Source organism: Pseudomonas sp. MPR-R2A5 (assembly GCF_058793055.1).
On the sequence record NZ_JBXAFK010000029.1, the window covers coordinates 62,610 to 82,346 of the forward strand.

Annotated in this window: 16 protein-coding genes and 2 pseudogenes; 6 read left to right on the forward strand and 12 right to left on the reverse strand. The window is 55.6% G+C overall.

What is annotated here, in order from left to right; translation table 11 throughout:
• Positions 1 to 1,090: 1,090 nt before the first annotated feature.
• The 6 genes and pseudogenes from AC1Q6I_RS20485 to AC1Q6I_RS20510 form a co-directional block, all read right to left on the reverse strand.
• A complete protein-coding gene (locus AC1Q6I_RS20485; RefSeq protein WP_102624790.1) occupies positions 1,091 to 1,513 on the reverse strand; it encodes a hypothetical protein in 423 nt (140 codons plus the stop codon).
• A gap of 127 nt (positions 1,514 to 1,640) precedes the next feature.
• The gene (locus AC1Q6I_RS20490; RefSeq protein ID WP_102624789.1) at positions 1,641 to 1,952 is read right to left on the reverse strand and encodes a hypothetical protein; all 312 of its coding nucleotides are present in this window, start codon (positions 1,950 to 1,952) and stop codon (positions 1,641 to 1,643) included.
• A gap of 190 nt (positions 1,953 to 2,142) precedes the next feature.
• Positions 2,143 to 3,312, reverse strand: coding sequence for a PAS domain-containing sensor histidine kinase (locus tag AC1Q6I_RS20495; RefSeq protein WP_102624788.1), 1,170 nt, complete (start codon positions 3,310 to 3,312; stop codon positions 2,143 to 2,145).
• Positions 3,302 to 4,116, reverse strand: a pseudogene (locus AC1Q6I_RS20500) (alpha/beta fold hydrolase). Before AC1Q6I_RS20500 ends, AC1Q6I_RS20495 begins: the two are co-directional and overlap by 11 nt.
• A 509-nt stretch (positions 4,117 to 4,625) precedes the next feature.
• Positions 4,626 to 6,161, reverse strand: a complete 1,536-nt coding sequence (locus AC1Q6I_RS20505; RefSeq protein ID WP_102624787.1) for a diguanylate cyclase — start codon at positions 6,159 to 6,161, stop codon at positions 4,626 to 4,628.
• A 350-nt stretch (positions 6,162 to 6,511) separates the two neighbouring features.
• A complete protein-coding gene (locus tag AC1Q6I_RS20510; RefSeq protein ID WP_227496865.1) occupies positions 6,512 to 7,243 on the reverse strand; it encodes a hypothetical protein in 732 nt (243 codons plus the stop codon).
• A 482-nt stretch (positions 7,244 to 7,725) separates the two neighbouring features.
• Here AC1Q6I_RS20510 and AC1Q6I_RS20515 point away from each other — a divergent pair, with 482 nt between their 5' ends.
• From AC1Q6I_RS20515 to AC1Q6I_RS20530, 4 genes are all read left to right on the forward strand, one after another.
• The gene (locus tag AC1Q6I_RS20515) at positions 7,726 to 8,577 is read left to right on the forward strand and encodes an AraC family transcriptional regulator (RefSeq protein ID WP_102624786.1); all 852 of its coding nucleotides are present in this window, start codon (positions 7,726 to 7,728) and stop codon (positions 8,575 to 8,577) included.
• Positions 8,578 to 8,886: 309 nt separating this feature from the next.
• Positions 8,887 to 11,199 carry a TonB-dependent siderophore receptor gene (locus tag AC1Q6I_RS20520; protein ID WP_256581225.1) on the forward strand — a complete coding sequence of 771 codons (2,313 nt, stop codon included), beginning with the start codon at positions 8,887 to 8,889 and terminating at the stop codon, positions 11,197 to 11,199.
• A gap of 117 nt (positions 11,200 to 11,316) precedes the next feature.
• Positions 11,317 to 11,730 (forward strand): hypothetical protein, encoded by a 414-nt coding sequence (locus AC1Q6I_RS20525; RefSeq protein WP_041161173.1) that lies wholly within the window; start codon positions 11,317 to 11,319, stop codon positions 11,728 to 11,730.
• Positions 11,717 to 12,118, forward strand: coding sequence for a hypothetical protein (locus AC1Q6I_RS20530; RefSeq protein ID WP_102624784.1), 402 nt, complete (start codon positions 11,717 to 11,719; stop codon positions 12,116 to 12,118). The genes AC1Q6I_RS20525 and AC1Q6I_RS20530 overlap by 14 nt, the downstream gene beginning before the upstream one ends.
• Here AC1Q6I_RS20530 and AC1Q6I_RS20535 read toward each other — a convergent pair.
• Positions 12,107 to 12,402 (reverse strand): annotated as a pseudogene (locus AC1Q6I_RS20535) (DUF3363 domain-containing protein); the annotation flags it as partial. The gene AC1Q6I_RS20530 and the pseudogene AC1Q6I_RS20535 overlap by 12 nt on opposite strands.
• Before the next feature lie 266 nt (positions 12,403 to 12,668).
• Between AC1Q6I_RS20535 and AC1Q6I_RS20540 the strand changes: the two are divergent.
• On the forward strand, positions 12,669 to 13,382 hold the full coding sequence (locus tag AC1Q6I_RS20540) for a class I SAM-dependent methyltransferase (protein ID WP_102624783.1): 714 nt from the start codon (positions 12,669 to 12,671) through the stop codon (positions 13,380 to 13,382).
• Between the two features lie 239 nt (positions 13,383 to 13,621).
• Here the strand turns inward: AC1Q6I_RS20540 and AC1Q6I_RS20545 are convergent, their stop codons facing one another.
• Positions 13,622 to 14,836 carry an MFS transporter gene (locus AC1Q6I_RS20545; protein WP_102624782.1) on the reverse strand — a complete coding sequence of 405 codons (1,215 nt, stop codon included), beginning with the start codon at positions 14,834 to 14,836 and terminating at the stop codon, positions 13,622 to 13,624.
• 98 nt (positions 14,837 to 14,934) lie between these two features.
• Between AC1Q6I_RS20545 and AC1Q6I_RS20550 the strand changes: the two genes are divergently transcribed.
• Positions 14,935 to 15,885, forward strand: coding sequence for a LysR family transcriptional regulator (locus AC1Q6I_RS20550; protein ID WP_102624781.1), 951 nt, complete (start codon positions 14,935 to 14,937; stop codon positions 15,883 to 15,885).
• Between the two features lie 28 nt (positions 15,886 to 15,913).
• Here the strand turns inward: AC1Q6I_RS20550 and AC1Q6I_RS20555 are convergent, their stop codons facing one another.
• The 4 genes from AC1Q6I_RS20555 to AC1Q6I_RS20570 form a co-directional block, all read right to left on the reverse strand.
• Positions 15,914 to 16,777: an NmrA family NAD(P)-binding protein gene (locus AC1Q6I_RS20555; protein WP_102624799.1), complete on the reverse strand. Its 864-nt coding sequence runs from the start codon at positions 16,775 to 16,777 to the stop codon at positions 15,914 to 15,916.
• A gap of 175 nt (positions 16,778 to 16,952) precedes the next feature.
• Positions 16,953 to 17,924 carry a LysR family transcriptional regulator gene (locus tag AC1Q6I_RS20560; protein WP_081329225.1) on the reverse strand — a complete coding sequence of 324 codons (972 nt, stop codon included), beginning with the start codon at positions 17,922 to 17,924 and terminating at the stop codon, positions 16,953 to 16,955.
• Between the two features lie 180 nt (positions 17,925 to 18,104).
• Positions 18,105 to 18,698, reverse strand: a complete 594-nt coding sequence (locus AC1Q6I_RS20565; RefSeq protein WP_024074973.1) for a LysE family translocator — start codon at positions 18,696 to 18,698, stop codon at positions 18,105 to 18,107.
• Positions 18,699 to 18,806: 108 nt separating this feature from the next.
• Complete coding sequence (locus tag AC1Q6I_RS20570; RefSeq protein WP_102624780.1) at positions 18,807 to 19,643, reverse strand: AraC family transcriptional regulator; 837 nt, start codon at positions 19,641 to 19,643, stop codon at positions 18,807 to 18,809.
• Between the last annotated feature and the right edge of the window lie 94 nt (positions 19,644 to 19,737).

Genomic DNA, 19,737 nt, shown 5'->3' on the forward strand with positions numbered 1-19,737 from the left:
GCAGCTTTGGCCATTGGTTCTGGCTTCGCAATAAGCGCGTTGATCGCTGTCATTGATGTTGCCGCAACCAGCATGGGCGTAGGTACTCAACATCAATAACATCGCAATGATAGCTCTCATCACTCTCTCCATAAGGTGTCAGGAAATAGCCTGACGCTGACTGATCCAAGATGATCTTGTTGTTGTAACGAGCTATCAAATTGACATCATTTTTTGGGAAGGTTCCATGGGGGATGTGACTATCGGGCATACAGTTTTTATGTTTCGGCGGCACCTGAATCGCCCCTGACTTCGTAGGCATTCGGAGTGACTGCTTTTGGCCGATTCTGTTGAAAAAGTCGGCGGCAGTTTTTGAGGCATCAAAGTACGCGTCGGAGTTTGAAATCTTGAATGTCCGCAGAGCTTTCAGGCTGAGATTTCACGTAGAAACGTGCTGAAGAGGCGCTTTCACGGGCCCATCCTGCTGTGTTCTGAAAAAGCCGACTTTTTCAACAGAATCGGCCGATGACTGCCTGTCGCCACCGGCAGCTCTGGGTCGACTCCCACCCATACATAGTGAACGTCAGAGTTCGGTCAAGGTGGTTCCGCGAGCTATGCCAGCATATGAAGCATGTCCATGAACATCGGACCTGAGAGATCACATATCTCTCCGTCGTCAGCAACCAAGCAACCTACAGCGCCAGCGAATGACTCTTGGTCATGCGCTGGGATGTCCAGGCTGCAAATGATCCTGTAGCGGAACAGCCAGCCGCAGGCGACGCGACCGCACAGTTCTACCGTTTGATGATAACCATCAACGGACATGGGCCGGGCACCGTGGGCCTGCGCAAGGTTATATGCTGCACTGCCGGTAGATTCGCGTTGGGAAGATTCGTTGTTCATACGCACTGAAAATGGCTGAAGTAGCAGTCGATTATCTACTCGTATGGTTTGAATGTCTGGGCACCCGCTCTCTATTACGGCCCTTGCGACAGGCAGAGATCGGCCATAAGCGGCCAGTCATCAAAGCCCCAAAAATGTCCCGAGACGAGTATCTAGTCACGCCAATCGGGCCGTCATTGTGAGCAAGGCTAGAGGTTCCAGGCACTTGCTAGCTGGAGGTAATCTCAAATAGATTTTTGCACAAATAGGCATCTTCTCTTTGAATGAAATCTTCGGGGCTTTCATTGCAAGAATAAGCTTCGAAAACGTGATTGATAATCTTCTTCGCTTGGTCCGTAGTAAGGACAGGAATGTCTATCAGGTCAAGAAGTGCATCGGCTATCTCGTTTAAACTGATGCAGTACTCTTCAGCGGCAACCATAAGCAGTGCTCGCATCTCGCCATGTTTACTATCTGAATTTACACCACTTTTGAGAAATTCGAGTGGTTGTTCCAAGATTTCAAAAGGGTAAATCTTTTGATACCTGTCGCAGTATTCTATAAGGATCCGCCTAACCTTCACGCCATCAGGTTTTGGAGAGCTAGCCCCTAACAGCGCATTAATTTTCGTATTAGCTATCCAGCTTTTCATCGCGAAATTTACCCTACTTAGCGCTTATTTAAGGGAAGTCGACTGGCGGCTCTTGGCCGAATGCTGCCTCTCACGACCGACCGCTCTCGACCCAGAGCAGCCTCTCAGAGAGCTAAAGCTGAGGTTGTCACTCGTCAAACAGAGTCCAGCCATGGCAAATGCCGTCAAAGTCTTTTGCCGTAAAAAATAATACAAGTTCCTCGGGGTCAAATTTTGTGTACAGCCAGTGCCCAGGAACAGGGCCTCTCGTTATCACGTATTCCAAGCGGTACTTTTGAACGGCTGCAGAACTGAGAGAAGCTGAATTCAACTCAAATCTGTCACCTTGATTGAGCGTCCATAGCTTTCCAACAAGGCTGTCATCAAGTACCACCTCTTCAGCTGTCTCCATCAGATGCCGTGTATGCAGTTTTTTTTGAAGCCTAACGCTTCTGGCCATGGATCAACCTACCAATAAACAGTCCGAAGATCGGCATGATAATACTGGAACGCGGAGATGACCGCTCTGGGGCTATTTCAGCCGGTTCCGACAGTCAGCTCTTGGCCGTTTTCTGCCCGTCGCTACGTGCAGAAAACCACCCGTTAAAGGTAACGGCGATACGGGAAGAAATTGAGGCGGATGAGCTGTATCAAACCATCGGAAATTTCGCGGTAAAGGTAGTGCCACTCTCTGGCGTTGAATTCACCGATACGACACCGTTATGCGCCCTGACGATCTCTCGAACGATAAAGAGTCCAAGCCCCACGCTGCGCGAATCGGTGCCGGTATTTCCTCCCCGAATCATTGGCTCAAACAAAACGCCCATCAGCGAGTCGGGAATAACCGGCCCCTGGTTTTTTACCGATACAACGGCGTGATCCTGTTCAACGCGTGAAGTGATCGTGATCGGCTGTTGTAAATCACCATAAGCCACGCTGTTAGCCACCAGATTGCCAATGATTTGCTGCACCCGGTCCGCATCCAGCCAGGCGTTGCCTGTCCCCACAGTCTGATGCACCAACGTGGCTTCGGGGAATGTCATACGCAATTCATCTACGCTGGCGCCAACGAAGGCGTGCAAATCCACGGTTGAAGGGCTAAGCGTGATGCCTTGCCCAACCCTGGCCAATGCCAGGTCCAGCAGGTCGGCAATCATGCGTTCGGCACGGTTTACCGACTGGCTGATGTGGCCCAGCATTTTGCTTTCTCGAGTGGTGCGTTCTTCTCGGGCAAGGATGCCAGAGGCCATTTTGATAGCCGTCAGCGGATTTTTCAGATCGTGACTGACGATGGCTACCATTTGTTCGGCGAACGAGGCGCGAAGCTGTGCCTCTTCATAGGCGCTTTTAAGCTCGGCTTGGGCCTGCCTGAGGGCCGATTCGGCGGCGGTTTTTTCGCGCAGCAGGTCTTCGGCGACTTTTCGTGCGTTGAGCAACTCGCGCTCGTACTTGTCGCGATCTTTGGTGCCAAAGAGCGCCAGCTCATAAAACGCACCGCTGGCGTGCTCGCGTCGGACGCCGTTGAGCAACATGGTCACGATGTGTTTGTCATGGTGAACCAGATCGAGTTTTACTTCGGCGACGGATCCTTGCATCTGCATCAGCGGCGACCAATGCGTTTGATGGAAGATGCGCCCGCCCATGGTCAGCAGGTCCTGAAAACGCCGCCCGATGAGTGCCTGGGCGTCCAGGCCGATCGAATGGCTAAACGTCTGGTTGCTGCGAAGAATCGTGCCGTCTTCCTTCGTTACCACCAAGCCGCAGGGGGCTTCATCGAACAGCATCTGATTATCGGGTAGCAACGGCTGGTCAGTTGCCATGTTCGCCTATCCAGGGTGACAGGAAGTTCTCCATAGCTTCGGAGCATGCACTGGGCGCGCTCATGTGTGGGCAATGGCCGACGTTGGCCACCAGGCAGAGCGTACTGTTGGGCAGCACAGCGTGCAGGTAGTCACCCACGGCGAGGGGGCGATCAGGTCGTCGGTGGATTGCAGGATCAGCGTGGGTGTCGCCAGCCCGACGATGTCCTGGCGGTTGTCGGACATGAACGTCACTCGTGCAAATTGCTTGGCGATATCGGGCTCGGTGCGGCAAAAGCTGTTCGTCAGCTCTTCGCTCAGTGCCGGTTGCCCTGGTGTGCCCATGATCACCGGGGCCATGGTGCTGGACCAGCCAAGGTAGTTGCTGTCGAGTATGTCGAGCAGCGAGTGGATGTCCTCCAGCTTGAAACCACCGACATAGTCGTCGGTGTCGATATAGCAGGGTGAAGGGCCGATCATTATATGGGCAGCAATGCTTCCGGGCGCTTGGCGGTCAGCCAGGGTACCGATCATGCTGCTGACGGAATGGCCGACAACGATCACCGGCCCACGGGCGTAATGGTCGATGATTTCATTCAGGTCCCGGGCGTACCCGGCCAGTGAGTTGTACTTTTCCCGATCATAGGCTTCGAGGTCCGACTCACCCGCTCCGACGAGGTCATACAGGACAACTGTAAAGCGATCGGTGAAACCTTCGGCGAGATAACGCCACATGGACTGATCGCAGCCGAAACCATGGGAAAAGATCAGCGTTGAAGGACCATCGCCCATTACTTTTACGTTGTTGCGATGTTGAAGGTCCATGCGTGCTGCCCCGGTCGCGCCAAAGGTTTTGATGTCTGCGGCAGTGTAGATAGTCGAAGGGGTCGCGTCACGCGGTATAGGTTTATGACTCCTGAGGAAGTCGCACTTGGCTCGGGCAAACATTTTAATTCTGGCGTCGAGATGCTGAAGACGAATGTCCGCTGATGCTGTTGAAAAAGTTGTACTCGCTTAGCCAAGGTGACCGCCTGCATCAATGAATAGCTTGCGGAGTTTTTTTCGAGCCGCCTCTGAAGGACGCTGTGAATAGCGTTGAAACTCTTCTTCGGCTGTGTCGGGCTTGCCGTTCATGGCCAATACAAACGCGTATGCAAGAGGATGTTGTATGTAGTTGTAGAAACCCAGGCCACCCGTCGACGGTAGTGGTCTAATGAAACCGGACACCCATTTAGGCGAAAATGCTCGCCAGATCGAGGTGTCAGATGACCAAACAACACCGTTCCTTTTCTGCTGAGTTTCGGCTTTTGCGCAGTGACATCCGGGTAGCCCATCTAATTCATATCTGCAAGTTGGACTTGATCTCTACCATTTGATTTAGCACTGTACATCGCGGTATCGGCCCGCCGAATGAAGGAGTCAAACGATTCTAATGGAATCCATGTTGCAACACCGAAGCTACAAGTCACCTGTCCAATATCTTCAAATGGCACGGTACTTATCAGGGTGCGAAGCTTTTCTGCGAGCAGCCTTGTATCGTTCAGCTCAGTATCCGGGCAAATCAGAGCAAATTCTTCTCCGCCGGTTCTGCACAGCAGATCGGTTTTGCGCGTAGCTGAACATATTTGTGTGCATAACGACTTCAGAACGTTATCACCACACTGATGGCCCCAGCGGTCGTTAATTTGTTTGAAGTGATCGACGTCAAACGTGATCAGCGACAGAGGACGGTGTTGCGCGATAGCCTCGACGAGCAGGCGCTCCATCAACTCTTCGAAGTGTCGGCGGTTGTAGACACCGGTCAGGTGATCGGTAATGTTCAATAAATGCAAGTCGCGCGTGCGCTCATCAACCAGCGAGAGCGCACGGGCGCGCTGCGTAATCAGTAAGTACACCATCAAGGTCAATAGCAGCGTCAACCCCATTCCGAACACAAAAAACAGGCTGATAGACAGTGTGTAGCTGTTGGCGACTAGAAAGGTTGAGCTGGGTCTGAACTGGACTAAGTAATTTTGGTCGGCAACTTTCAGCAGTCGCTGCGCATAAAGCGCTGAAGGGGCAGCGGTGACCTCACTCTGATAGATGATTTCCCCTTGATGCTGCGGGTCGATTAATGAAAGCGTCACGTTCAGTCGTTGCAGACTTGGCAACGGAATCCCTTGTTCCATCAAAGAAGCCAGGCGTACGGTGGAGACCACGAAACCCTGCAAATCATCATCGTTCAATGGAACCTCAGAGGACTCCTGGAATACAGGTGCGACAAAGAAAATTCCCGCCTGTCCATTGGTCATTTTCAACGGTTCCGACACCACTATTTGACGTGTTTCTCGTGCCTTGCTCATCAAGGCCTGGCGCCCCGGACGACTCATGACGTCCATGCCAGGTATGATCGTTACGTCATCGCGCTTCAATAAATAGAGCAATATCCAGTGTTCCGGCCGACGGGTGAGGGGGACTCTTTCGCCGGTGACGGGATTGATTTCATGATATGAAAAGTCACTGGTGCCGTTGAGAAGCGCTTTAGCGCGAAACGCTTGGAGATCCTTCTCGAGAATCCGGGGTACCCAGCTATAGGCTTCGTCCTCTCCAACGAGAGGCGTAACGAACCCAATAAATTCCTTTTCAGTGACATCGTCGGCGTTGACAAAGAAGCGCCTCACCACGTCCAGTTTCAATTCCTGAGTATTAAAGCGTCGCTGCAGTCGACTGAATCTTTCGTCGATTTCAAGTTGAAAAGCGACGCTAACTGTACGCTGCTCTGATCCTAAGAACAGTATCAGCACCAAGAACGTAATGGCCACCCCAGCCAGGAGCACCATACCGCAAAGGGTCACGTCTGATGCTTTGAGTGCGTTCTGACGAATAGACATGTGTTGTGTTCCTTGCTCATCGCCAAAACAGTGTGCAGTGACCGAGAGTCCTTTTGAAGTATCGGCGCGTCTGTCGATATCTTTACGACTCAAGCGCTAAAGAGGGGGCTTATATGAAAGATTCAAACCCGTTAACGGTTCAACTCTCGAGTTGTTAAAAATGGGCCTGCGAACAGTTGTAGACACGTTCGTCGACCTTTCGCAGTTTTCGGCCGGCGGGCATATTTTAGCTAGGCTCGCAGCGCCTAAGCGGGTCCACGCTGGCGAACGACACGCTTGAGCAACTGGCTTTTCTGTATCCTCCTCGACCGACTGCTTTTGGCCGATGCTGTTGAAAAAGTCGTACTCGCTTAGCCAAGGTGACCGCCTGCATCAATGAATAGCTTGCGGAGTTTTTTTCGAGCCGCCTCTGAAAGACGCTGTGAATAGCGTTGAAACTCTTCTTCGGCAGTGTCGGGCTTGCCGTTCATGGCCAATACAAACGCGTATGCAAGAGGATGTTGTATGTAGTTGTAGAAACCCAGGCCACCCGTCGACAAATGCTGCTTGACCCGCTCGAAAGCACCAGGCAGGTCGGCTATCGAACGAGCCTCGTTCCAAAACGATTCAGCTTTTGGAATGGCAGCCCGGAGGATATTGGGAGCGCTGGTTGCTATGACATCAAGTCCGTAGCTGTATGAGATATCAAACGCTCGATCTCGCACATCGAAAGTCAGATCAGGTCGTGCTGATTTTGACGTCCTGTGCCATTTGATTTCATTGCCGGAAAGATGGGGAACGAAGTCCAGTGACAGAGCCCATGACGGCGCCAGCGCGCCGCCTTTGCGCTGCTCAAGGCGAAAGAGTTGGCGAATGGGAGCATTGACGCTACGCAGCCAGGACAGCGGGCCCTGAACTTCGAACCCTAACGGCTGTAAAAGTGACTCTACGGTTGGCGAAACTATTTCGTGGATTTGATCTATTCGCACTATTTCGAACGTTTTTCCCTGCATCGTCGGCCCCATGCTCAAACGTAATCCCACTTCGACAACTTCGGTCGTTGGTTCGACCATCAGATAATGGATGGAGTCTTCTTCATCCACATTCGGGAATCAAGGCACACGAAACTTCTCTCGGCGAATTGCTTTTTACATCAGGCCGAGGTTGAACTGTCCTTTTGCAAAAGTAGCTCTCCTGATTGGTCTGAGACAAAATCTGCCCATCGGCCAGCGGGAGAGTACGCAGCATGATGGGAGAGTTATGGAGTGGGCAGGATAGGCTGTTTTATTCGTTCAATCGTGAAGACCACATGGCCAAACTTACACCTCAAGGGCCACCCGCCACAGGATAGGCGCGCCTGCCTCAAGCAAAAAACCTCAAATCAACCCACTGACAAAGCAGCAACGGGTTAAGCACCTTCAATAGACCGTCACTGTCGCTGAAACTCTTTCAGGCCCCGCGAACATATTCCAAGAGGAGCCAAGCCCCCAAGCGGAAGAAATGCTAGATGTGATTGAGCAAGTTGGTCATAGTATTTTCCGTTTAGGCCAAATCCACATCTTCCATTAGGGCTCTACAAGACAACATGTCTAGCATTGCGATCACCGATCTAACTGTGCCTTGGGACGTCGACAGCATTTCGCGCCCCGTCGTGGCCTTGAGTGCCACATCGGTAACAAAGGACTGGGAAAATGCGAGGCATCAGCACCGCAAGGCGCAGCTGATCTATTCCCTACGCGGCATCCTCAACTGCGAAATTGAAGACGGTGTCTGGATCGTGCCGCCGCAGTGCGCCATATGGATACCGGGAGACTTGCCTCACGCGGCGCGGGGGGCGGGTGAAACGGAATGCTATTGCCTGTTCGTTGAGCCAGACGCAGCACCGGATCTTCCGAAAACCTGTTGCACGATTTCGGTATCGCCATTGCTACGTGAGTTGCTACTGAAGGTGGCCGGTTTTCCTGAGTTATATGCGCAGGGGGGGCGAGAAGACCGGTTAATTGCCGCATTGCTCGATGAGTTGGTGGCGGCCCCCGTGGAAGACTTGCATCTGCCCATGCCGCGTGATTCCCGATTACGCCGCCTCGTGGAAATGATGCTGGCCGACCCCACGGACAAGACGTCGAAGGCCGACTGGGCTACTCGAATTGGTATGAGCGAGCGAAGCATGAGCCGTCTTTTGCTGCATGAAATTGGAATGAGCTTTGGGCGCTGGCGTCGGCAACTGCATGTGATCCTTGCGCTTCAACGTTTGACCAAGGGTGAAAGCGTGCAAACGGTGGCAATAGAGCTGGGGTACGAAAACGCCAGCGGGTTCATAACCATGTTCCGCAAGGCCGTGGGCAAACCTCCGGCACGATACCTATCGGATCGCATCGGCGGCGCAGAGCTCGCTTCCGTGCCCGGCATCATGCTCCCCAATGAAATCTCTCCCTGATGCATCAGACTATCTTGACTCGGGACCACCGGCCGCCTTCCGTCGCCGATGGTCCTTCCTTGCGGAGTTGCCGACATTTTGCAACGTCGTGGTGATGGTGAAAGCTAACTCCTCGTCGAGAACAAAACCCTCCTCGGATGCCAGCGACTGTAGGTGCTCACGCAACCCCCGGTCTTCAATGAAAACCATCCGCACGCCAAAATGAAATCACGCTTGGCCTAACTGAATAACAATCTGGCCTGGTTTCGCCATCACTCCCCTCTGTGCCTATTGTTAAATGAAACATCTAAATACAAATGAGTATTGTTGATGTTCATCATTGCAACTGTTGGGAAGTCCCGTTGGCCAATTGATAGGCGCGCAGAGCCCGCTGGCCATCCTCATCTGGATGGTTCGTACAAGGGCGCAATCAGGAGCGCGCCCCGCACCGTGCTGGGCTCGGCAGTTGCGGCGGCAGTTCTCATTAGCGCGCAGGGCGCATTTGCCGCCGAGCCACGGCAGATTCAAACCAGGGCAGGGGGGACGTCTCAAGACGAGATAGCCTTGCCGGCCATCACCATAACGGGCCCCATGGATACGGCGACCACCGAAGGTACTGGCTCCTACACCACGGGCCAGACGTCGGCGGCGACGCACCTGCCGCTGTCGCTGCGGGAAACACCGCAGTCGGTGACGGTGATCACCCGCCAGCGCATGGACGACCAGCAATTGAATTCGGTTCAGGGCGTGCTGGAGAACACCACGGGCGTCTCTTCATACCAGTCCGACAGCGAGCGGACGAGTTTCTACTCGCGTGGTTTCTTGATCAACAACGTCCAGTACGACGGCATACCCACCGTCCTCGGCAACATCGTCAATGGAAGCGGCATCGGTTCTATCGATACCGCGTTCTATGATCGTATCGAGGTAGTGCGGGGCGGCTCCGGATTGCTGACCGGCACCGGCAATCCCTCGGCCGCCATCAACCTGGTGCGCAAACGACCGACCCGTGAATTCTCGGCGTCCGCCTCGCTCGGAGCGGGGAGCTGGGATACCCACCGGGAAATGGCCGACGTATCGACTCCGTTGACCGAGGATGGCCGTATCCGCGCCCGCATGGTCGGGACGTCCCAGGAAGGAAACTCGTACATCGATGGGTACAAGCCACAGAGGAAGGCGTTCTACGGCATCATCGAGGCAGATCTGACACCCGACACGACGGTGAGCCTGGGCTATGACTACCAGGACATCACGCCGAAGGGCTCGACCTGGGGTGGTTTACCGCTATGGTTCAGCGACGGCACGCAGGCGGAGTATTCACGCTCCAAAAACTACGCGCAGAACTGGAGCCATTGGGACAACACCCTTAAGACGGCGTTTGCCGAGATCGAGCACCGCTTTGACAACGGCTGGAATCTCCGGGCCGTCGCTAATCAATACCGCACGGAATTCGATGCCGAACTGCTCGGCCTGGTCGGCCGCCCCGATCGCGCCACGGGACTGGGCTCCTTTCCCAACGGGGCTCTTCCGGTGGCACTGGCGTCCGAAGGTCGCAGCCGTCAAAACACCTTCGACGTGATGGCGAGCGGCCCCTTCGAACTGCTTGGCCGCCAGCATGACCTGGTGGTGGGGGCGACGAGTTCGCGCCGCACCGCCAGCCAGGAGGATATCGCTCCGTTTTATCCAGGCTTTACGCCGGTCAATGTCTATGAACTGAGCCCAGCCTATCCCCGCCCCAACTTCGATGCCATGCCTTCGATACCGACCCGCACTCGAATCAAGCAGAGTGGTGTCTATAGCGCAGCCCGGTTCTCGCTGGCCGAGCCTATGAAACTCATTGTCGGCGGCCGCTTCAGCAACTACGAAATCGACGATGTCGTCGGTGGCTCGTCGTTGCACTACAAGAAGAGCAGTGAATTCACCCCGTATGCCGGCTTGGTCTACGACATCGACAAGACCTATTCAGCCTACGTGAGCTACACGGGCATATTCAATCCGCAAACCGACTATCGCGACAGCAAGGGCAACGTGCTCACGCCGTCAAAGGGAAAAACCAAGGAAATCGGCCTTAAAGGCGCCTACATGGACGGGCGTCTGAATGCGTCGGTAGCCTTGTTCCATACCGAGCTGGATAACGCTGCACAGATGGTCGCAGGTACCTATACACCAGGTGGTGCGCAAGCCTACATAGGCGCGGATGGGACGAAGTCGCGCGGGATCGAGTTGGACTTGCAGGGCGAGCTGGCGCGTGGTTGGAACATCTATGCGGGTATCGCCCATTTCACTGCGCAAGATGGCAATGGCGTCCGCTTGAATTCACAAATACCGCGCACCACGGCCCAGCTCTTCAGCACCTACCAATTGCCCGGAGGGTGGAGCAAGTTGACGCTAGGCGCAGGCGTCAAATGGCAAAGCCGCTTCTACCAGGCACCCAACACCGGCACCAGTTCGCTGGGCGGGGAACAGGGTTCATATGCCCTGGTATCACTTTTAGGGCGCTACGCCATCACGAAGAAGATCACCGCGGCAGTCAACGTCAACAACGTGTTCGATAAGAAGTACGCGTTGCAGAAGGGCGATTTTGACACCGTAGGTTACGGCGCACCGCGCAACTTGATGGTGACGCTGGACTATAGGTATTGATTTACCGCAGGCGAACGCTTCAGCCGTTAGAAATCCCCAGACATACAACAGCCATTGATTATCGAGAAAGCTCCTATGTCCCTTCAATCTACTCTACAACCCGCCCAAGACCCGGCCATGAACAACCCAAACAAAGTGGCCTTGTTCTGGTTGACGACAGCCGCTGGTGCCGTACTTTTTGTCACCTTCCAGTTATTTTTCTACGTAAACGACTTTGTGAGAGCGCACGGAGCGACACCGGCGATTACTTTTGAGCCCGGTGTGCTTTGGATGTTTTCGGCATTCTATGGGTCTTGGATCGTGACGGTGCTTCTCGCACTGATCGGAACGCGTAAGGCTCAGGGGGTTGCCCTGGTCCTCGGCAGTCTGCTTGTCGTCCTGAATACCCTCGGGGGAATCTCCGACGGGTTGCGCGACGGTTGGCACGTTGCCTTTTCGGCAGCGTTCTTCATTACGTTACCCGGTGTATTCGCCATTGCGGCCACCTGGCGTTGCATCAAAAGCAAAGGAAACGGCCATGTCGATGAATAGTTCTGACTTCCCATTGGTCTGGATGAACCTTACGCAAGAACCCGGACATGATCACCAGAAGGACTTCGACGAATTCGAGGCCAATTTGCAGCGCGGGGAACCCTTCGTACTTTTGACCGATACCGTACCTGCAGAAGACCATGAGCACTCGCCGGAAGAAAAGAAGCGCACCGCGCTTTGGATGAAAAAGCACAAGGTTGAATTGCGAAAGTTGGTTCTGGCAATGATCCTGGTTGAAACCCACTCCGCAAAACGTCTGGGTTACAAGGCATTTGCGGTCGTTTTTGCCAAGTTCTGGGGTTACCCTCTGCTTCTTGCTGCTTCACGTGAGCAGGCAATCGAGATGGCAAGAGAACTGCTCTCAAAGGATGGAAACTCATCTCACTGATGGTCCCCGCTGGCGTCCGATTTTCGATGAAACTCTGCTGCCGCGCACCGTTTCGGCGAGCTGCTGCCCTAACCGTTGCCCGATCGCCGGCTTCCACCACACCAGCGAGAACCCCACGCCTACTGGCCGAGCATGACGCGACGCCAGTAGATGCCGGCCACGCGCAGCCCATCCGACTTCGGGCGGTGCTCCAGGCCGGTTTCGATGGCAATCTCCCTGGCTGGCTGCGCCAGCTCCCGATTGCGCAGAGTTCCCGGCAAATTCCGGGCGAGGATCACCCGCTGCACGCCCCATTCTCCGCTCTCGAATTTCTCTATTTCTAAAAACAGTGTTCGGTGCAGCGAGTCGTTCCAGTTTTTGTAGGGCCGTGATGACCGCTTTTGGCCGATTGTTACCTGTCGCGAACGACTGCTCCGCCCCTTGGCTGACCGTCGCTTGGACGATACCTGAGCGCGCTGGCATTCCTTGTGGGAATGTAGCTCATAAAATTAATGAATTTTTATTATCGCTCTTTATGGCCTAGGTTGATTCAAGGACAGGGAGAACCGCCTTGAAATCACCCATTAACTCAGTTGAAAAGTTTGATCATGTTCGGGCTAGTGAATACGGACGACAGAGCCGTATCGCGCTGGCAGGTTATGACGCCTGTCAGGACCTGGTGGCGTGCATGCTCGCGGCAAGCCTTGGAAATAGGCGCTCGGCAAAAATACTGGTAGTCGGCGCTGGCGGTACGGCGCAGGAGATCATCGCGATGGCCAGGCTTGAGCCAGGCTGGCGCTTCACCGCCGTTGATCCATCTGAATCGATGCTGGAAACCGCGAAACAGCAGTTAGCCGTCAACAACATGCTTGAAAGAACGGACGTGCACCTTGGGCACGTTGAAGACTTGGTCGCAGATGAGTCCTACGACGCAGCCACGTTGATCGGTGTACTCCATCATCTCGATGGGGATGATGCCAAGGGAGACATTCTGCGATCCGTTCGGGCTCGTCTGAAACCGGGGGCTCCGCTGATTGTCGCCGGCAATCAATATGCCTATGCCAGCCAGCCGTTGCTCCTCGCCGCCTGGGGGCAACGTTGGCGGCAGCACGGAGCCAGTCCGGATGAAGTGAAAGTCAAACTTGGGAAAATTCTTCAAGGCGCTGACCCTCCACATTCTGAAGTGGCTGTTCAGAAGCTTTTGCATGATGCAGGTTTTGGGGACGCTACCCGTTTTTTCAGCAGTCTGTTCTGGGGGGCCTGGTTAACGTGTAGAACGGTCTGAACGGCGAGCTGAGTGGCAGCTCTTGGCCGGAAGGCAGCCTTTCACAGCGTGCAGAAATCGCCCCATGGCCAACCGCCTTAATCGGCAGAAACCGTTCACGTGCAGTCATCACGAGGGTAAGCGCGGGAGTTCATTGAAGGGATCGCCCTCAAACCAAGGTGAGCATCGAGGCCAAATCAAATGAAACCTCAATGGCCATCTCTGCCTACCTGGGTAAATCCTCAACGCTTCAGCAATAGTTAACGCCTGAAAGCATGCCTCTTGGCTATCGAGACAATCAGCAGCCCCGGCAGCAGCAACGCCAACGTTACCCAGGGAATAGCGCTTGCTCCCCAGGTTTCCAAGAGAACGCCGCCGATCACACCACTGCCTGCAAACGCCAGGTTAAAGACGGTGACCAGCATTGATTGCGCAATATCCGCGCCGTCACCGGCAACATCGGCCAAGGCAGTTTGCAATAAGGTTGGCGCACCACCGAAGCTCATCCCCCATAAGACGATGCTGATATAGATCGCACTCGCGGGCAGGCCACCCAACCCAAGGGTAAACGCAACCAGGGTGAATGCTGTCAGGCTGAGCAATACCAGGCTCCGAAGCCTGCCATCAATCAGCGTGCCGATCATCCATAGACCGAACAAGGCTGCCATACCGAATAAAAGGAGGCCCCGATCTACCTGATCGGCCAATCCAACAGAAGCCAGGAACGCAGCAATATAGGTATAGAGGGTGTAATGGGCCAGGATCCAGAGCATGACCACCGCCAGCACGGGCCGCACGCCCGGGGTTTGCAAGACCTTGCGTAGCGGCAGGCGTTGATCGGAGCGTTGTCCGGGATAATCAGGCACTTTCAGATATATCCAGGCCATCAGCAAAAGGCTGAATCCTGAGAGCGTGCCGAATACGCAACGCCATCCCAGCAGCTTGCCGAGCCAGGCACCCAGCGGTACGCCCAGGGCAAGTGCCAAAGGGATGCCGAGCATGGCCAGCGCCATAGCGCGACCGTGCAGTTGTGGGATGACCAACCGTCTGGCGTAGCCGGCCAGCAGGCTCCAGGCCAGACCGGTTGCAATACCCACCATGAAGCGAGCAGCCAGCGTCAATGAAAACCAGGGCGACAGGGCGGTCACCGCATTACAGGCGCAAAACACCCCGACGGCCAGTAATAGCACCCAGCGCCGACGCCAACCCTGCAACGCGAGCGTCAAGGGAATAGCCGCCAACCCTGAGCCCAGTGCACAGAGTGTCACCATCTGGCCGGCCCACGCTTGCGACACACCAAATGCCTCGGCGATTTGCGGCAACAGTCCTGCTGGTACCGTTTCGTTGGCGGTGGCGATAAAGCTACCCATTGTCAGCGCCAACAGGGCCCCCAGTGGGAGACCCCCGGTAGTGAGGTATTCGGTATTACCTGAAGTCGTGAAAGAGCCATTTTCAAAGTGTGATTTGCCGGTCATGACCTGTGCTCAACGGGAGGGGAGGCATGAGTGTGATGAATTGCCACTGATTTGATAATTGGCCTACCATTTGATGAACTATCAAATTTGAATTGAATATGGCCACTGACCGATTGGGTGATATGCGTTTGTTTGTCGAGGCGGCGGCACTCGGCAGCTTGTCTGCCGCAGGACGCAAACTGGCGCTGTCGCCAGCCGCGGCCAGCGCGCGTATTATCAAGCTTGAGGCGGCGCTGCGCACCAAGTTGTTTGATCGCACAACGCGTCAGTTGCGCCTCACGGAAGAAGGTCGGTTTTATTTGCAACAGTGCTGGGTTGCATTGCGGGCTATCGATGAAGCGGAAGCGGGGCTTCAAGCCAGTCAAACAGAGGTGCGTGGCAAGGTACGGATATCCGCGTCTGCCGATTTTGGCCGCAATCTTTTGAATGACTGGCTTGAGGCATTCAGTTCATTGCACCCAGAACTGTACATCGCGCTGACGTTGTCGGATTCGGTGTCGAACCTGGTGCAGGACGATGTCGATCTGGCAATCCGGTTTGGACAGCCCCATGAAAGCTCGATGATCGCCAGGCAGTTGGCGCCCAACTGGCGAGTACTGTGCGCTTCGCCTGACTATCTGGCGCGATACGGTGAACCCCAGACTCCTGCTGACTTGGTTGACCACAAGTTCATCGTGCTGGTGACTTCCGCAGGCCCATTGAACACCTTTCACTTTGTGGTGGACGGGCAGGAATGGAACCACACCGTACCCATGAGCCAGGCATGGGAAACAAATGATGGCGCACTCGCGCGCGCGTGGGCATTGGCCGGGCATGGCATCGCACGTAAGACCATTTGGGATGCCGCAGCCGATATCCGTGCGGGGCGACTGAAAGTCCTGTTGCCTGACTTTTGTGTCCGAGAGGCCGGCGTCTACGCGTTATTACACGGCAGTCGTTACCGGGTTCCCCGCGTGCGTGTATTGCTGGATTTCCTTATCGAGCATTTTGATCGCGCAACCCATGAGCTGTTGTTCGACCTTAAAGCACCTGATGCCAGGAGGTCGTAAGCCACGCCATATCAGATAAGTGTCACGGTCAAGTGCCAAGGTTCACCAGCTGGGTCAACACGGCAACTAGCGAAACAGTGCCCTGAATTCGTTCGATATTGCCGCCCTCAAACGAGATCCACCCCTCATTGAAACCATCGAGCATGCGGATTCGAGCCAGCGGGTGCTGCATCCCTTGTGCGCGAAAGAGGTTGTCCCAAGTCTCTCTCGGCACTGCCTGAGCTTGAACAGAACGGCCCAGTATCAGGCTGAATGTAGCGGCAATGTCTTCAGGGCTCACGTGCTGCCCCTCCAGTTCGACAATGCGCTGGCCGTGCCAGGATTGCCGGATGAGTGCAGCGGCCGTCCGGCCGACGTCCGCTGTTGCGATCATGGGCACTGTTTTATCGAGTGGTTGCAGGAAGCTGTGGATCACCCCCTCATCTCGTGCCGTGGCCACATCCCACAAGGCATTCTCCATGAACCAACCAGGGCGCAGGAACGTCACGGGAACATCAAGCTTGCTCAGGGCTTGTTCCATGAGCGTGCGTTGGGTAAGCAGGTTGGTGTTCACGGCTTGGGCACCGATGGTCGAAAGACAGACGACTCGCTGTGGCTGCGCCGTTGCGATGGCCTCGCTCACTGCCGCAATCACCGCTTTGGCCTCGGGGAAGTGCGGTTCGGGATCAAAATCCGACGGTGGCAGGATGAACACACCTTGGGCGCCTTCAAATGCCCGCGTCAGTGCGGCGGCGTCGTCCATTTCTGCAATGGCGATCTCGCAACCGAACGCTTCCCACGATTCAGTTTTGTGAGCGTCGCGCATCACGGCGCGAACGGGTTGCTTGTTTTCCAGCAGAGCACGGGCAAGTGCGCCGCCGACCTTGCCGGTGATTCCAGTGATTGCGTACATGATTGACCTGCCATCAATGAGTCCGAAGGGGATGCGCCACTGCATCTACGTACATCCATGTGCAGTAGCGATCTGACGGGGGCAGATTATCGAAGCCTGCATGATGACAGAATAGCCATCGAGTCAACTGAGTGATGACCTTAAGTCATGAATTGGCGGGCTGGCCTCCGTATTCTCAACCGACGTCTGTAACCGCCTTGACTCGGGTTGTAGAACGAGCCCGATAGCTGTGCGCCGCAGGTTCGGACAGATCCAATACCTCTGTCACGAAATCGATGAATGCGCTGACCTTTGCAGGAGGCAGGTGGCGAGAGGGGTAGAGCGCGTACAGGTGAAAGCTCTCCCCCTGCCAATCTTGAAGTATCTCAACCAGGCTGTTGTCGGCCAGCAGGTCCTTGACCCCACTGGCCTTGACCCGCGCCACGCCTGCACCGCCAACGCAGGCCGCGATAAGTGTGCTGGACTCATTCACCAGCAAGCGGCCGCTGGTACGCAGGGTGATCTTCTCGCCTGCCGACCCATACTCCCAATCCAATGGCAGGCCCGTCATGGCGCTTTTCATCTGGATACATGAGTGTCCTGCCAGATCGCCAGGTGTATTTGGGCGGCCACGTCGCTTGAGGTAGTCAGGGGAGGCCACGGTGACCGTTCGCGTGTCGAGCAGCCTGCGGGCCACCAACGATGATGAAGGTGGCTGACCGAACCGCACCGCGATATCGAAACCTTCGGCGACCAGGTCGCCGAGCTGATCGCGGACGGTGAGTTCGAGTTCAAGGTTAGGATGGCGCTGCAAAAACTTGTCGATGTGAGGCGCGAGCATTCGGCCTGCAAAGAATGCATCGACATTGACCCGCAAACGCCCTTGCACCGCCGTGGATGCGCCGGTCGCGAGCGTGACGGCATCACCAATGCCAGCCAGCAGGGGGCTGATTTGCGCGTAGAGCTGCCGACCTTCATCTGTCAGGGTGACTGAGCGCGTCGTCCGGTCAAACAAGCGAATGCCAATACTCGATTCCAGGCGAGTCACCGCACGGCTGACCCCTGAGGGCGACATGCCTAAAGCTTCGGCAGCCCGCGCAAAGCTGCCGCTATGCACGATGGCAGCCAGAACACTGATGTTAGCGAGCATGCGACCGTCGAAACTCATGATTTATTGGTGCTCAAAAGTCATCAAATATCTGGCTGTGTGGGCATTCTGTCAATACAGCGCTTTCTCTACCCGCTCCAAACGTTTTGTACCTTCAGGAGGGTTGCCAGGCGATGATTGTTCGGCAACTCCCGAGAAGGCAGCCAAGGAGAGAAAACAGATCCGTCCCCATTTCTGGACCTACACCAGCACCGTCAACCAGGCCGACACCAGCAGCAAAAAAGCCAGTGCATAGTTCACGCGTTTGAACGCCTGTGGTGAACCAAAAAACCGAGCACTGCCTACGCCGAGCAATGCCCACAGGGTCATGCACGGCAAGGATACCGACAGAAACACCAGCGACAACACCAGCAGCCGCATGGTCTTGTCGCCGCCACCGGCAAACACGCTCGTCACCGCCACCGCCATCATCCAGACTTTGGGGTTGAGCAATTGCAGGGTGGCGGCACCGAACACGCTCAGGCCCTCGTCGCGCGGGGGCGGGTTCAGGGACGGCGGCGCGCTTTGAAAGATCTGCCAGGCCAGCCAACTCAACCAGAGCACCCCGGCCCAGGCCATCGTCTGTTGCACGCGGGGAAACCGCAGCAGCGTCTCGCCCACGCCAAGCCCGACTGCAAACACAATCAGCGCCGCCGCCACGCATGCGCCAAAAATGATCGGCAGCGTAGCGCCCAGCCCCCACCGCGAACTGTGGCTCAGCACCAGAATATTGGTTGGCCCCGGGGTGATCGAGGCCACGAACGCAAACAGCAGGAAAGGCAGCAGCGACTCCATGGCTCAGGCTCCCTGAGGACGCATCGAAGACGCAGAAAAGAACAGCGGAAAAGACATGGCATGGACTCCTTGATCAGATAGGAGCCCATGGTCGCGGGTCGGCTGGATTCAGTCTGGAAGGTTTGAGCAGCGCTTACGGTAGTCCGCTGGCGTGAGCTGGTAGGCACGGCGGAACCAGCGCCCCATATGGCTTTGATCGGAGAATCCGAGCGCACTGGCCACCTGCGCCGGCGACTCGCCCCGCGCCAGCAGCTGCCGAGCCTTGGCCAGACGCAGCTGGATCAGATAAGCATGAGGCGCCAGCCCAAAGGCTGCCTTGAAGGCCCGCGTCAGGCGAAAGCGATCAACCCCACAGGCTTGAGCCAGATCATCCAGCCCAATGTCCTCGTAGACATGGGCATGCAGATAGTCACGCGCGACCTGGGCCACCAACGGCAGACGCGGGTCGAAGGCCCGCCGCTTGCGCCAATCAAGGTGGCAAGTGAGCGACCCCAACAAGGTATCGATGGCGCTCTGGCGCACGATGCGCAAGTCACCCTCATGGAGCACGTGGAAGGCTTGATAAACGGCAGTGGCCAAGCCCGGCTCCTGGCTCAGGGTGTCGGCAAAGCCCGGTTGACTGTTGGCTGGCGTGTGCTCGAACAACCCATGCAACTCCCGTTCAAGCCAGTGCGGATCAAGGTAGAGCATGGAATAGGTAAACCCTTCCTCGGTCGGCGCATGCCCATCGTGGATTTCCCCCGGCTCCAGCATGAATACCTTGCCCGGCGTACTAAGATGGCGCACGCGTCGGCAATTGAACTGCTGCACCCCTTGTTCGGTGACCCCCACCAGAAAACTGTCATGCCAGTGCGGATCGTAGGCATGCCCCTGAAAATGGGCACGAATCGATTCAATCCCGGTATCGGCATCCTGGGACAGCTCAATCCAGTTGCGTTTATCCACGGAAGGCTCCAGATGTAGGGTTCAGCTTTGAACTGTGCGGGCGACTAAATTACCGTGCTTTTGAACAGGACGTTTAGAAGATTTGTGCGGGTTG